Source organism: Polynucleobacter sp. Nonnen-W13 (assembly GCF_018881735.1).
GTDB lineage: Bacteria > Pseudomonadota > Gammaproteobacteria > Burkholderiales > Burkholderiaceae > Polynucleobacter.
In genome coordinates this window covers 436,378-450,305 of the sequence record NZ_JACVPU010000002.1, presented here as the reverse complement: position 1 = coordinate 450,305, position 13,928 = coordinate 436,378, and the positions used below count along the sequence as shown (strand labels likewise).

The 13,928-nt window shown below is 45.2% G+C and carries 16 protein-coding genes; 10 read left to right on the top strand and 6 right to left on the bottom strand.

What is annotated here, in order from left to right; all coding sequences use genetic code 11:
- Positions 1 to 12: 12 nt before the first annotated feature.
- Both ICN27_RS07580 and ICN27_RS07575 read right to left on the bottom strand, forming a co-directional pair.
- Positions 13 to 882 (bottom strand): oxygenase MpaB family protein, encoded by an 870-nt coding sequence (locus ICN27_RS07580; protein ID WP_216269546.1) that lies wholly within the window; start codon positions 880 to 882, stop codon positions 13 to 15.
- Positions 883 to 886: 4 nt separating this feature from the next.
- Positions 887 to 1,534, bottom strand: a complete 648-nt coding sequence (locus ICN27_RS07575) for an LON peptidase substrate-binding domain-containing protein (protein ID WP_216269545.1) — start codon at positions 1,532 to 1,534, stop codon at positions 887 to 889.
- Positions 1,535 to 1,645: 111 nt separating this feature from the next.
- Between ICN27_RS07575 and ICN27_RS07570 the strand changes: the two genes are divergently transcribed.
- The 5 genes from ICN27_RS07570 (at position 1,646) to ICN27_RS07550 (ending at position 4,836) form a co-directional block, all read left to right on the top strand.
- Entirely contained in the window at positions 1,646 to 1,798 is a 153-nt protein-coding gene (locus ICN27_RS07570; RefSeq protein WP_216269544.1) for a hypothetical protein, read from the top strand.
- Positions 1,799 to 1,845: 47 nt separating this feature from the next.
- Positions 1,846 to 2,259, top strand: coding sequence for a DUF2244 domain-containing protein (locus ICN27_RS07565; RefSeq protein WP_255535073.1), 414 nt, complete (start codon positions 1,846 to 1,848; stop codon positions 2,257 to 2,259).
- Positions 2,260 to 2,358: 99 nt separating this feature from the next.
- A complete protein-coding gene (locus ICN27_RS07560) occupies positions 2,359 to 2,925 on the top strand; it encodes an Rrf2 family transcriptional regulator (protein WP_215307974.1) in 567 nt (188 codons plus the stop codon).
- A gap of 26 nt (positions 2,926 to 2,951) precedes the next feature.
- Positions 2,952 to 3,413, top strand: coding sequence for a tetratricopeptide repeat protein (locus tag ICN27_RS07555; RefSeq protein ID WP_216269543.1), 462 nt, complete (start codon positions 2,952 to 2,954; stop codon positions 3,411 to 3,413).
- Between the two features lie 13 nt (positions 3,414 to 3,426).
- On the top strand, positions 3,427 to 4,836 hold the full coding sequence (locus tag ICN27_RS07550; RefSeq protein ID WP_216269542.1) for an exonuclease domain-containing protein: 1,410 nt from the start codon (positions 3,427 to 3,429) through the stop codon (positions 4,834 to 4,836).
- A gap of 12 nt (positions 4,837 to 4,848) precedes the next feature.
- Here ICN27_RS07550 and ICN27_RS07545 read toward each other — a convergent pair whose 3' ends face one another.
- Entirely contained in the window at positions 4,849 to 5,091 is a 243-nt protein-coding gene (locus tag ICN27_RS07545; RefSeq protein WP_082091914.1) for a GIY-YIG nuclease family protein, read from the bottom strand.
- 114 nt (positions 5,092 to 5,205) lie between these two features.
- On the opposite strand from ICN27_RS07545, the gene clpB reads away from it, so the two are divergent.
- From clpB to ICN27_RS07520, 5 genes are all read left to right on the top strand, one after another.
- Complete coding sequence (gene clpB, locus ICN27_RS07540; RefSeq protein ID WP_216269541.1) at positions 5,206 to 7,800, top strand: ATP-dependent chaperone ClpB; 2,595 nt, start codon at positions 5,206 to 5,208, stop codon at positions 7,798 to 7,800.
- Positions 7,801 to 7,848: 48 nt separating this feature from the next.
- The gene (locus tag ICN27_RS07535) at positions 7,849 to 9,087 is read left to right on the top strand and encodes an MFS transporter (RefSeq protein ID WP_216269540.1); all 1,239 of its coding nucleotides are present in this window, start codon (positions 7,849 to 7,851) and stop codon (positions 9,085 to 9,087) included.
- Between the two features lie 282 nt (positions 9,088 to 9,369).
- Positions 9,370 to 10,668, top strand: coding sequence for an isocitrate lyase (gene aceA / locus ICN27_RS07530; RefSeq protein ID WP_215307964.1), 1,299 nt, complete (start codon positions 9,370 to 9,372; stop codon positions 10,666 to 10,668).
- A gap of 113 nt (positions 10,669 to 10,781) precedes the next feature.
- Positions 10,782 to 11,222, top strand: a complete 441-nt coding sequence (locus ICN27_RS07525; RefSeq protein WP_216269539.1) for an HIT family protein — start codon at positions 10,782 to 10,784, stop codon at positions 11,220 to 11,222.
- A 37-nt stretch (positions 11,223 to 11,259) separates the two neighbouring features.
- The gene (locus tag ICN27_RS07520; protein ID WP_215307959.1) at positions 11,260 to 12,135 is read left to right on the top strand and encodes a DMT family transporter; all 876 of its coding nucleotides are present in this window, start codon (positions 11,260 to 11,262) and stop codon (positions 12,133 to 12,135) included.
- On the opposite strand, the gene ICN27_RS07515 is transcribed toward ICN27_RS07520, so the two are convergent.
- The 3 genes from ICN27_RS07515 to rsxB are packed head-to-tail and all read right to left on the bottom strand — an operon-like array spanning position 12,132 to position 13,898.
- Positions 12,132 to 12,557, bottom strand: a complete 426-nt coding sequence (locus tag ICN27_RS07515) for a DUF1841 family protein (RefSeq protein WP_216269728.1) — start codon at positions 12,555 to 12,557, stop codon at positions 12,132 to 12,134. The two genes, ICN27_RS07520 and ICN27_RS07515, sit on opposite strands and share 4 nt — an antisense overlap.
- Positions 12,550 to 13,206 (bottom strand): endonuclease III, encoded by a 657-nt coding sequence (gene nth, locus ICN27_RS07510; protein ID WP_216269727.1) that lies wholly within the window; start codon positions 13,204 to 13,206, stop codon positions 12,550 to 12,552. Before nth ends, ICN27_RS07515 begins: the two co-directional genes overlap by 8 nt.
- Positions 13,206 to 13,898 (bottom strand): electron transport complex subunit RsxB, encoded by a 693-nt coding sequence (gene rsxB, locus ICN27_RS07505; protein WP_215307956.1) that lies wholly within the window; start codon positions 13,896 to 13,898, stop codon positions 13,206 to 13,208. Before rsxB ends, nth begins: the two co-directional genes overlap by 1 nt.
- Positions 13,899 to 13,928: the final 30 nt, after the last annotated feature.

Below are 13,928 nucleotides of genomic sequence, written 5' to 3'. Positions count from 1 at the left end.
TCTGCCACCTTCTTATTTAGTTGCTCCATAAACTCTTCGGAGCGAGTGAGCAGCTACGCCATCTTTCAGCGCCTCTCTCACAGGAATTGCCATCAGTCGAATAGTGGATTGCATGGCTAATCGCTCCAGCCGGCTTGGTTGGGGTCGTTGAATAATCGGATATGCCCAATCAGGTAAATTCAGAAAGCCTGCCCGACTGATCATTCTTACAAAAGGTTTGGCAGTGAGATTGCTGGGAAAATGATCGAGCATCCCAATAATACTTTTAGCTCTCTCGCCGTAGTGAAGCTGGGGGATGTATTGCCTGATGGCTTGCTCCGTGTCGGCATAGGTGTCTGGGAGATCAATTGCCCCCAATCTCTCCCCCAGCATTTTCATTTCTGCAAAATACTGATCTTTTTGCTTCGTGCTCAAAGTTTCACTTCGGTATGACTCATAAGAGCACATAAAACTCCGAGCTTCTGTTAAGTGAACCCATGCGAGTAGTTCGGGATCATCTGCCCTGTAGGGTTGATTGAATTCATCAAACCCAGTAACCTTTTGATGAATTTGATTAACGCGATTGATAGCGCTATTGGCCATGTCATGAGAGCCATAGGTAGTTGCGGCAATAAAGAATGCTGTTCTCCCTAATCTGCCCTTAAGGTCTTGCCTGAAGCTGGAGTGATCCCATACGCCAGCGAGCGCTTTTGGGTGAAGCGCTTGAAGTACTAGCGAGCTAATGCCGCCGATCATCATAGAAATAAAATCCGCATGTACCTTCCATGCGATAGACTCCGGGCCAAACAAGCCTCTGTCACCAGCGGGCTCCAGAAATGCTACGGGAGGACCGCCGCCTCCCACCATTTCTCGAATTGACCGACGAATGAGTTCATCAATCATCTTGCTAATGAATTACGATATTGCGTAAGCCATCATCCTCAATGATTTCTGAAATTAAATCGAGCCGGATTCTGGGATTGCTTTGAGCAAGTAAGTGGTTCTTCTGAGCCGGGGGGAGTGGTAAGAGCTCAGCCAATCGGTTGGATACCCAACCACAATCATCTGGGTTCATCGGCATTTTGAACGCATCTTCACCCAGCAAATCTTCGCTTTTGATAACAGAAATAATTTCATTCAAAAGCGCGGCTACTTTTTCATGTTCCTTTGCTAATGGTATCTCTGGATCAGCATCCATGAGTTCAACTTGGCCCATCCATAAGCCATCAGACTCTTGTTTGATGTGCAGTACTTTAAAGCGTTGCGTTCCATAAGACTTAGTCATATAAAGCGCAGGTTGAATTGGATCAAACTCTTCTAATTTTGCTAAGGTGCCAATATTTGAAAAGTTAGCAACTGCATCGGCATTTGACTCAATTGGCTTGTTATCGAGAATGCTGATAACCCCAAAAGGAGTATCTTCGCGAAGGCAACGCTTCATCATGTCTAAATAACGCGCCTCAAAGATTTTGAGGGCAATTACGCCACCTGGAAAGAGGGTGGTTCCCAGGGGAAAAAGCGGAATCCAGGGGGCTGTCAAAAAGGAAGTTGTCATGCGTTTAATTTAAAGGATTTGCGTTTAGTTTGCTGAGTAGTCGAAATAGCGCTGTGTTCAGCAGTAATCCTGAATTTCGGCCAAAATATACCCGTTCACAGGAGAATTAACATGATGCAAAAGTTACGGGTTAAGCTCGCACGCTGGATTTTGGGTAGACATTGCCCTTGCTATCAAATGGGCTATCACTCTATGGTTGATTTTCAGCAGCGTAGTGCGGATCAGCTGGAAAAGGCTAAGCAAGCTCAATCTGCCAAGCACTAGGCTGTCGGCTTGACTGAGACCCACGCCCGATAATGAAAATCTGGAAGATGAGGCGAAATTGTGCATTGACTCCAAGTCAGTTGCTCAAGTTCTATATCGCCTTGGTTTGCCTTTCATTAACCGTAGCAACGGGTTTTTTATTGGTCGGCGTAAAAATGATCCTGATCTTTACCGCAATAGAGTTGACCGCAGTCACCGCTGGCTTTTTGATCTACTGCCGACATGCCCTGGATTATGAGGAGATAGAAATCAGTGGTACCCGCTTGTTAGTTCGGAAATTTATTGCCTACAAAGAGTCGGTCACTGAATTTAATACTCGCTGGGTCAAACTGTCGCATCTAGAAGAGCATCAAAAGGTATTTTTTGTTGAGCAGACTGGTCAGAGAGTTGAAGTGGGCCAGTTTCTCAGGCGTGAGCAATTTAAGAGTCTTATCGCTGAGTTGAAACCTTACCTAGGTTAATTTCAACCATAGGTTTAAAAGGGTTAAAGCTTGGCACTCTGCAGAAATATGGATTCAAGCCGATACTTTACTTAATTCAATATATTCGCTAAATCTATCATGAACGTCAATACAGCAGTAAAAGCCGCCCTCAACACGCTGGTTGATATTGCATCTCATTCCAACGGTGCTCAGCCAGTTACTGGCTTAGAGCTAGCACAGCGCCAAAAATTATCGTTGAGCAGAATAGAGTTACTTCTGAGTGCATTACGTGCAGCTGGAATCGTGAAGGGTACAAAAGGTCGCAATGGGGGTTACATCCTCTTGCAGGATCCCCGCATGGTCACCATCAAAGATGTAGTGCTAGCAATGAATTACATTAAAAAGCGCAAAGTTGAGGCTTGCGATGTTGCTAGTGAGCTTTACCAATCCTTGGAGACGTATATGCTCAACTGCATGGCTAATTTGAACCTCTCCGATGCGATCAAAGATTATGTGCCGCGATTTAGCGAAGCTAAAACTGCTCCTGAGCGCCAGGCTTTTGTTTACTCCGACTTCAGGGTTGAAAAGCCATCCAAAGGGGAAGTGCAAAGAGTAATCAAGGCGCCATTTAAGAAGGTGGAGGATGTACCTTTAGGCCCAAACTCCATTTTTAGTTTTGGTGACTACCTACATAAAGCAAGATAACAATAAGGATATTCATGATGCAGGCAATGAAATGGAATTTCGCTAGCAAACTATTGGCATCTATTTTGCTGGCAACAGCACCGTGGGTAGTTTCCGTGGCTGCTGATAGCGCCCCAACTAAATCTGACCCAGCTTGGTTAACGGATGCCCGCGCCAGTATCAAATCCAATAATTATGAGCAGGCATTAAAGCAATTACAGTCTGCAAATGAAGTGAACTCCGCGGAGTGGAACAACCTGATGGGATACAGTTTGCGTAAAAAGCAGCCGCCAGATTTGGTTTCATCTGAAAAGTATTACCAGGCAGCATTGAAAATTGATCCAAGTCATAGATCAGCTTTGGAGTATTACGGCGAGTTACTTTTGATGAAGAAAGACTTGTCTGGAGCAGAGGCGATGTTAGCAAGACTTGATAAGGCCTGCCTCTTTGGTTGTGAAGAGTACAGTGACCTGAAGGCGAGTATTGCTAAGTATCAAGGTAAAAAGTAATTCTTCAGCTCTCATGTCATCAAGTGGTCATGAATATCCCCCATTAGCATTTGTTGACATCGAGACTACGGGCTCTCACTTCGAGCGCGATCGCATTACAGAAGTTGGCATCAAATCGCTGATTCATGATCAGGTAAAGACTTGGGAAAGCCTCATTAATCCCCAGACATTTATTCCGCAGAACATTCAAAATTTGACGGGCATTAGGCCTCAGATGGTGAGTCAGCAGCCTGCCTTTGAGGGCTTGGCAACAGAAATCGCTCGCGAGCTTGAGGGAAAGATTTTTGTAGCCCACAATGCCCGTTTTGATTATGGATTTTTGAAGGCATCCTTTAAGCGGGTGGGCATCGACTTCAAGCCCAAAGTACTCTGTACCGTAAAGCTCTCTCGTTTGCTATTTCCAGATCAGCTTAGACACAATCTTGACACCATCATTAGCGCCCACCGTCTCAAAATTAGCGCACGACACCGTGCATTGGGTGACGCTGATTTATTACTTCAGTTCTGGCGGGTTTGTGAAGAAAAGTTGGGGCGTGAGGCGCTTCTCAAAGCGGTAAATCAACTCATTGGTAATCCGAGCTTACCGCCCAATATTGATAAAGCACTCGTGGATTCGATTCCAGAAAAGCCGGGTTGCTACATTTTTTATGGCGAGAATCAAATCCCGCTGTATATCGGTAAAAGTATTTCTCTACGTAGTAGGGTAATGGGTCATTTTCAAGGGGCACTTACTCAGCGTAAGGAAATGAAGCTCTCGATGCAAGTCAGAGACATCGATTGGATTGAGACTAGCGGAGAGTTGGGTGCATTGATTTTAGAATCGCGACTCATTAAAGAGCGCATGCCCAGCATGAACATTAAATTACGCCGCTCAAAGGATCTCTGCGCCTGGAAGCTGGAGCGTACTGAGGATGGTGTGCTCACTCCTTATTTGGTAGGTCATCGTGAACTAGACCCTGGCATTCAAGAAAATTTATTTGGCTTGTTCTATAGCAAGCGAGAGGCCAATGCTTACCTTAAAGCGATTGCAAAAAAATATCACCTCTGTGAAGCGCTACTCGGTCTGGAGAAGCGCATTGAAGGCAAAGCTTGTTTTGGTTATCAAGTAAAGCAATGCGGAGGTGCCTGTATTGGGAGTTCTCCCATCGACTTGCATAATCTTCAGCTTAAAACTGCTCTGCAATTATTTCAGGTGCAAGTCTGGCCATATCCTGGACCAGTGGCAATAAAAGAAGGTGGTCACATGCACGTGGTGGATCGTTGGCGTTATTTAGGTACGGCGATCAACGAGGAAGAGCTCTATGAGTTGACTGATTCAGGGGAGTCTGAATTTGATCTAGATATTTACAAGATCTTGAAAAAAGCACTTGCTGGAAGCTTTAAGAGTCAGGTGATTCCTTTGGTAGTCAAAGACACTGCGTAAAGCACTAAAAACCTAGGCTTTAAAAAACCCCAGCTTTTCTGATCTCGGTAGTTTCTTTAATCTAGCCTCGGCTTTAGACGCCTCAGATCGATCTGGGTGCTCTTGGCTTGCTAAAAGGGTGACTGGTCTGCGAGCCCTCGTATAACGAGCGCCTTCCCCTGAATTATGAGCTGCTAGACGATGTTCTAGGCGGTTTGTAATACCAGCGTAATAGCTGCCATCAGAGCATTCTAGGAGGTAAACAAGCCAGGTCAAAATAGGATTCAATTCGCTTAAAAAGAGGTCTAACAGACTTGAAATTATGCAAAATGCCCCTATATTCTATAGATATAAACGCATAAAAATAGATAGAGTAGATGGAAATTAAAAATGAGAATAGATAAATTAACTACGAAGTTTCAAGAAGCACTCAGTGAGGCACAAAGCCTTGCTTTGGCAAAAGATAATCAATATATCGAGCCAGCCCATTTGCTGCTAGCAATGCTGCGCGACTCAGATGGTGGCGCCAAGAGTTTATTAACACGCGCCGGCGTCAATGTCCCGGGCCTTGAGAAGGCAACCGAGAAGCTCGTTGCTAATCTCCCAGAAGTGCAGGGCACTGGTGGGGAAGTTCAGCTTGGGCGTGATTTAAGCAACTGGCTGAACTTATGTGAAAAAGAAGCCAATAAGCGTAATGATCAATTTATTGCTGGCGAGTTATTTTTGCTAGTAGTGGCGGATGATAAAGGTGAGCTCGGTAAGATGGCTCGTGAGAATGGTTTAAATCGTAAATCGTTAGAAGCGGCTATTGATTTAGTACGCGGAGGAGAGTCAGTGAATAGTGCGGATGCTGAAGGTCAACGTGAAGCCTTAAAGAAATACACCATTGATTTAACTGAACGGGCTCGTATGGGTAAGCTCGACCCTGTGATTGGTCGTGATGATGAGATTCGTCGCACCATTCAGATTTTGCAACGTCGTGGTAAAAATAATCCGGTCCTCATTGGTGAGCCAGGTGTTGGTAAAACTGCCATTGTTGAGGGTTTAGCCCAACGTATCGTCAACGGCGAAGTTCCTGAAACCCTCAAGAACAAGCGTGTCCTCGTATTGGATATGGCATTGTTACTAGCGGGTGCCAAGTACCGCGGTGAATTCGAAGAACGTCTTAAGGCTGTTCTGAGTGATGTTGCTAAGGACGAAGGTCAAACCATCATCTTTATTGATGAGATTCATACGATGGTAGGCGCAGGTAAGGGTGATGGCGCAATGGACGCTGGCAATATGCTCAAGCCTGCTCTAGCACGTGGTGAATTACATTGCATCGGCGCAACCACTCTAGATGAATACCGCAAGTATATTGAGAAGGATGCCGCACTAGAGCGCCGCTTCCAAAAAGTGATGGTGGAGGAGCCTAGTGTTGAAGCCACTATTGCTATCTTGCGAGGTTTACAAGAACGTTATGAGCTTCACCATGGTATTGAGATTACCGACCCTGCCATCGTGGCAGCTGCAGAGCTATCTCATCGCTATATTACCGATCGTTTTTTGCCAGATAAGGCAATCGATCTCATTGATGAGGCTGGTTCTCGTATTCGCATGGAAATTGATTCCAAGCCAGAGGTTATGGATAAGCTGGAGCGTCGTCTGATTCAACTCAAGATTGAGCGTGAAGCAGTTAAGAAGGAAAAAGATGAGGCATCACAAAAACGTCTTGGCTTGATTGAGGATGAGATCAAGCGCTTGGGTGCTGAGTATGCTGATTTAGAAGAAATCTGGAAAGCGGAAAAGGGTGCTGTATTAGGCGCCGCTCATCTCAAAGAGGAGATCGAAAAAGTCCGTGCTGATATTGCAAGATTACAACGCGATGGCAAGTTAGAGCAAGTTGCAGAATTGCAATATGGCAAATTACCTGAGCTTGAAGCCAAACTCAAATCCGCTGCCGCTGCTGAAGCAAAGGGTAATAAAGATGGCGTAGTGAAGAACAAGCTCTTACGTACCCAAGTCGGCGCAGAAGAAATCGCTGAAGTAGTTTCTCGTGCTACAGGCATTCCAGTATCGAAGATGATGCAGGGTGAACGCGATAAGTTACTCAAGATGGAGGAGCTGTTACATCAGCGCGTAGTTGGCCAAGAGGAGGCTATTCGTGCGGTATCTGATGCCATTCGTCGCTCCCGCGCAGGTCTTTCTGAAGAGAATCGCCCTTATGGCTCATTCTTATTCTTAGGGCCTACTGGTGTGGGTAAGACTGAGCTTTGTAAAGCCTTGGCTGGTTTCTTATTTGATAGTGAAGAGCACCTCAGTCGTATTGATATGAGTGAGTTTATGGAGAAGCATAGTGTTGCCCGTTTAATCGGCGCGCCTCCAGGCTATGTAGGCTATGAAGAGGGTGGTTATTTAACTGAACAAGTACGTCGCCATCCATACAGCGTCATCTTGTTTGATGAGATTGAAAAAGCGCATCCAGATGTTTTCAATGTGCTTTTGCAAGTATTGGACGATGGCCGCTTAACGGATGGTCAAGGTCGTACCGTAGACTTTAAGAATACCGTGATTGTGATGACCAGCAATATTGGCTCACATCTCATTCAGTCGATGGTTGGTAAGAAGCAGTTAGAAATTAAAGAGGCGGTATTTGAAGAGTTAAAAGGTCATTTCCGCCCTGAGTTCTTAAACCGGATTGATGAGATCGTAGTCTTCCATGGTTTGGATAAAGCCAATATTGCTAATATCGCAAAGATCTTATTGAAGAACTTGTCAGATCGTTTAGCTAAGATCGATATGCAGATGGATGTCAGTGATGCTGCTTTAGCTAAGATTGCGGAAGTTGGTTTTGACCCCGTATTTGGAGCGAGACCACTTAAGCGTGCAATTCAGCAATATATCGAGAACCCAGTGTCTAAGATGATCTTGGAGGGTAAGTTTGGCCCTAAGGACACTGTACCTGTAGGTGTTGATAAGAACGGCGATTTTAGCTTTAGTAAGTAATTCATCAAAAAATCAGCAGAAATAAGTCTGCGCCAGTAAACTCGGTACATGATTGACGCTCTAAAAAATAGGCGCGCCAGTGATGTCCGGGTTGTTGGTCTCATTAGCCTGGCTCACGGTAGCTCCCATTTCTTTCATTTAATTCTGCCGCCCATGTTCCCATGGTTGAAAGTAGAGTTCGGCTTTAACTATGCTGAACTTGGCTTGCTCATGACCATCTTCTTTGTGGTCTCCTGTATCGTTCAGGCGGCATCTGGATTTTTAGTAGATCGTATTGGCTCTCGCCCCGTCTTATTTGCTGGCGTGGCTTTGCTTGCATTGGCTGCACTTACTTACTCACAAAGTAACGGTTATGCCATGTTAGTACTAGGTGCAGTGATTGCCGGATGTGGCAATGGCGTTTTCCATCCGGTGGATTACACGCTGATTAATCACAAAATTTCACCGCCGAATTTGCCTTACGCCTACTCCATTCATGGGGTAACGGGCTATATCGGCTGGGCTGCTGCCCCAGCATTCATGGTGGCCATCACAACCATAGCGGATTGGCGTATTGCGTTTTTGTCGGCTGCGGTGCTGGAGGTTCTTATTTTGGCGACTCTTTGGGTGAGTCGAGCTCGTTTAGTAGATGATGTGCAGGCAAGGCGAGATGAATCAGAAGCTAGTCATATTGCGAACAATCCCGGTGGCGCACCCATGAGCACTTTTGGTTTTCTAAAGTTGCCTGTCGTTTGGCTCTGCTGGATTTTCTTTTTTTTTAGTATGGCAGCAACTACAGGCTTGCAATCATTTGCCCCAACTGCGCTTTTTAAAATCTACGACATTGCCGTGAGTTCTGGTAATTATTATTTAACCCTTATGTCTTTGGGTGGCGCTGGAGGAATGCTATTAGGTGGCTATTTGGCCACCAAATTAAAAGTGCCTGAACGCATCATTACGGTTTGCTTTACTGTGAACATCGTAATGGGTCTTTTAATGGCCACAGGTTTGGTACCAGTCGAATTAATTATCATAGCTTTCATTGTGATTGGACTCGGCTTGGGAATAGCGGCACCATCCCGTGACTTGATGATTCGCTCTGCAACACCCTCTGGCTCGTCGGGCAGGGTTTACGGTATTGTTTACTCAGGTATTGATTTGGGCGCTGCACTAAGTCCATTGATCTTTGGAATCTTCTTGGATGTAGGCTTGCCAAAGTTCTTATTTATTGGGGTCGCCTTGTTCCAGCTCCTGATTATTTTGACTGGATTTAAGGTTGCGAGCATCAGCACCCCCAAAGCTAGCTAAAACACCCAAGTCTTTTCACAATGTGAAAAGTCATTCCCATACGCAAAATGCAGTGCAACATTTCAAGCTCTGCATTATTTCACTCCTTGTAGATTAATTTCATATTATAAAAATTTGATTTTAAGTTATTGAATTAATTGGATTAATTATTTTTATCTCATCCTGAAATAAGTCTTGCATGCTTTTCTCAGGTACTTAAACTCTTATATAAGACATAAGACTTCATTGTCTGTACTGAGTGTCTCAATATTGGATGTACTTGCTTAACTTAGGGAGAAAAACATGGCAGATCGCAAAGCAGAAATTGCAGCACTACAAAAAGACTGGGATACCAATCCACGCTGGAAAGGTATTACTCGTGGTTATACGGCTGAAGATGTAGTTCGCCTTCGTGGCTCATTAAAGATTGAGCACACCTTGGCTAAGCATGGTGCAGAGCGTCTTTGGGAATTGGTAAATAACGAAGCTTACGTTAACTGTTTGGGTGCTTTGACTGGCGGTCAGGCAATGCAACAGGTTAAGGCTGGCGTTCAAGCTATCTACTTATCAGGTTGGCAAGTTGCTGCTGATGGTAACTCCTATGCAGCGATGTACCCAGACCAATCCTTATATCCAGTAGATTCAGTTCCGAAGATGGTTGAACGTATCAATAACTCATTCCAACGCGCTGATGAAATCCAAACTGCTAAAGGCATTAATAAAGGTGATGCGGGCTATATCGAGTATTTTGCGCCAATTGTTGCTGATGCTGAAGCAGGGTTTGGTGGTGTATTGAATGCATTTGAACTTAGTAAAGCATTGATCAAGCAGGGTGCAGCTGGAGTTCACTTCGAAGATCAATTATCTTCCGTTAAGAAGTGCGGTCACCTAGGTGGCAAAGTGTTATTGCCAACTGCAGAATCAGTACAAAAATTGATTTCTGCACGTTTAGCCGCTGACGTGATGGGTGTTTCAACCATCATCTTGGCCCGGACCGATGCTGAAGCTGCTGATTTGCTGACATCTGACTATGATGCAAATGACAAGCCATTCTTGACAGGTGAGCGTACTCCAGAGGGCTTTTACAAAACACGTAAGGGCTTGGATCAAGCGATCTCCCGTGGTTTGGCATATGCCGCATACGCTGATATGGTGTGGTGTGAAACTGGTACACCAGACTTAGATTTTGCTCGTAAGTTTGCCGAAGCAATTCGTGCGAAGTTCCCAGGCAAGATGTTGGCTTACAACTGCTCACCATCATTCAATTGGAAGAAGAACTTGGATGACGCAACAATTGCGAAGTTCCAGCGTGAATTAGGTGCAATGGGTTACAAGTATCAATTTATTACCCTCGCTGGTATTCATTCAATGTGGTACAACATGTTCGACTTGGCCCAAGACTACATGCAGCGCGGTATGACTGCTTACATTGAGAAAGTACAGGAGCCAGAATTCGCTGCTCGTGATCGTGGTTATACATTCGTATCGCATCAGCAGGAAGTGGGCACTGGTTACTTCGACGATGTCACTACAGTAATTCAAGGTGGCAAGTCTTCAGTCACTGCATTGACTGGCTCTACAGAAGAAGAGCAGTTTCACTAAGTAATCCCTCAGTAGTTCCCAATAGAACAGTAAAAGAATCCAGTCTTACTGTCACGGCATCTAAATTACCCCACAAGGGTGACTTAGATGCCTTTTTCGTTTACATTCTTCCCATGACTAATTGCGTACTCTGTAAAGAAGAGCTTAGACCTGAAGAGGGTCAATTGATCTGGCGTGGGGATGACTGCAGAGTCATCTTAGTAAATGATCCTGATCTGCCTGGCTTTTGTCGTGTGATCTGGAATCGCCATATTGCTGAGATGACCGATCTAACTTATGGTGAGCGAGAACACCTGATGTCCCTAGTCTTTGCAGTAGAGGAATCGATCAGGCATGTGATGTGTCCAGATAAGGTCAATATTGCAGCCTTAGGCAATATGGTTCCCCACATACATTGGCATGTAATTCCCAGATATAAGGATGATGCTTTCTTCCCAGGATCTGTGTGGTCAAAAAGAGTTCAAGAATTACCTCTCAGTAAACTAGCGGAACGCCGGCAGCTTGTCAGTCAATTGCCTGCAGCAATTAAAGCTGCCATCGCCACACTTTCTTAAAAATTGTTCAGCAGTATTTTTTCTCCCAAGGGTGATAGTGAATAAAGAGACTAAGGGAATGCTCATTGGCTTTATTGGCATTCTTGTTTTTAGCCTAACCTTGCCGGTAAGTAAAATTACCGTTCAAAGCTTCAATCCTTACTTCATTGCATTTGGCAGAGCTTCCTTAGCCGGTTTAGTTGCTTTAAGCTATCTTTTGTATAAGCAGGTACCGCTCCCTAGTAAAACTGACTTATTGAAGTTTGCTGTGATTGCGTTGGGTGTCGTTTTTGGATTTCCAATTTTTACTACCCTAGCTATGAAGGAGGGCTCATCCTCTCATGGTGCTGTTATTTTGGGGATGATGCCCTTAGCGACTACTGTGATCGGAGTTATCCGCTTTAAGGAGCGTCCCTCTATCGGTTTTTGGCTTGTATCCATTTTGGGCGCTGCACTGGTGATGATGTATGCCTTGCTTAAAAGTTCCGGAAGTTTTACCTATGTAGATATTCTGCTCGTGCTGGGTGGCATTTGCGCTTGCGTGGGGTATGTGGAGGGTGGAGAGTTATCCCGAAAGATGAATCCGCGTACGGTAATTTCTTGGGCGCTAGTGATTTCATTGCCTATTAATATCGTGGCAACTTACTTCACATTTTCTTCATCGTATTGGGGTGCTGATGTAGTTGCTTGGACAAGCTTTGTCTATCTGAGTATATTCCCGATGTATCTAGGCTTCTTTTTTTGGTACGAGGGTCTTGCTATCGGCGGAATTGCAAGGGTCAGCCAAGTTCAATTGATTCAGCCTTTTTGTACGCTACTGGCCTCGAGCTTTTTCTTGGATGATCGCATCACCTTAATGAATATGATCTTTGCTTTTTTAGTTGTCTCTACTGTAATTCTGAGCAAGCGAATGCTGGTAAAGCGTAGTCACTAGATCAATTTCTGTAGTGCCTCAAGATATTTCTCGGGACTGAGCGGCTGTCCATCACGTTGCGCCTCCCACATGACCTGTCCCAAGCATTCCATCATGGCGTGATGAGCTTCATGCGTAGAGCCCTGTTTCTTTGCTAACTTTTCAGAAACTTCTTTAATGCCTGGGGGTTGATCGATCGAGGTTTGTTCGCTAATCGATAAGTGCATGGAGAGGTGTAGGAAGGGATTGGTCTCGCCACGCTCTGGCGTGTAGTCTTGCGCAACTGCGACTTCTGGATCTGCTAGGAGACTATGATATTCCGGGTGCTCAACCATCCAGTCGCTTGCAAGTGTTTCCATTGGCGTCAGAATTTGATCCCTGGTTTTCTTCTTCCAGGTATCACAAAAAAAGCGCCTTACTTCTTCGCGGGTCGGATTAAATATTGCCACGAACTTTTCCTTTGCCAGTTTTCTGTTTAAAGCCGCAGAGAGGCTCAACGATACATTGCTCGCAATCCGGATTACGGGCTTTACAGGTATATCGGCCATGCAGGATAAGCCAATGATGCGCATCCATTAAAAACTCTTTCGGGATGCGTTTGAGCAACTGCTCTTCAACTTTCATAACATCTTTGCCCGGTGCCAAACCAGTTCGGTTTGAGACTCTAAAAATATGGGTATCGACAGCCATAGTGGGTTGACCAAAGGCGGTATTGAGAATCACATTCGCAGTCTTTCTGCCAACGCCTGGGAGCAACTCTAGCTCTTCGCGATTTTGAGGCACTTCACCGCCATGCTTTTCAAGCAGTAGTCGACAAGTCTCTTGAATATGCTTGCCCTTGGAGTTGAATAAGCCAATGTGCTGAATAAAAGGCTTTACACCTTGCTCTCCCAGATCCAGGAGAGCTTGTGGCGTGTTGGCAATCTTAAATAGCTGACGCGTACCTTTGTTTACTGAAATATCAGTTGCTTGTGCCGATAGCAATACGGCAATGAGTAGTTCAAACGGAGAGCTATATTCCAATTCGGTTTCTGGATGAGGATTGTTTTCTCTGAGTAGCTCAAAGAAAGCTTGGCGCTTTTCCAGATTCATCATTTCTGTTGCTGAGCTCGCGCAATAGCAGCTGCAATGATGGCCCGCTTTCTTTCCTGCTCTTTTCGAGCAGCTTCTGAATCGGGATTCTCTGCATTCACTACAGCTAGTTTAGCGGCAGCTTTCTTTGCAAGTCGCTCATCATTGTCGCGTTGCTCGCGATCTAATCGGATATTACGAGTTGCATATCTTGTACGCGCCAAATCCGCTAATTCCTGAGACCAGGCATCCCAACCAGTTTTTTTGTCAGTCACATCAAGCATAGTGATGCAGTCTACAGGGCAAGGAGGGATGCATAGATCACAACCTGTGCACCAATCACTTAAGACCACATGCATCTGCTTAGAGGCACCGACAATCGCATCTACAGGACAAGCTTGAATACAAAGCGTGCAACCAATACAAGTCGTAGGGTCGATGAATGCAACAGGTCTAGGGCGCTCTAAGCCACATTCAGAATTGATTGTAGGGTGTAGTTCAAACGCATCTTGAGGAAAGATGGGTGTCAGAATTGCGCTCAGTCGCTCGATACCTACAATTCCGCCAGGAGGGCAGCGATTGGGTAAGGCCTCACCTGTTGCCATCGCTTGCGCATAGGCTCGGCAATCTGGGTAGCTGCATTTAGTGCATTGGGTTTGAGGAAGAATATCCTCGAGACGATCTGCAAGTTCTTTCGTCTGCTTTATATTCATTGCAATTTGCACGCCCTAAAACTAGAAGCG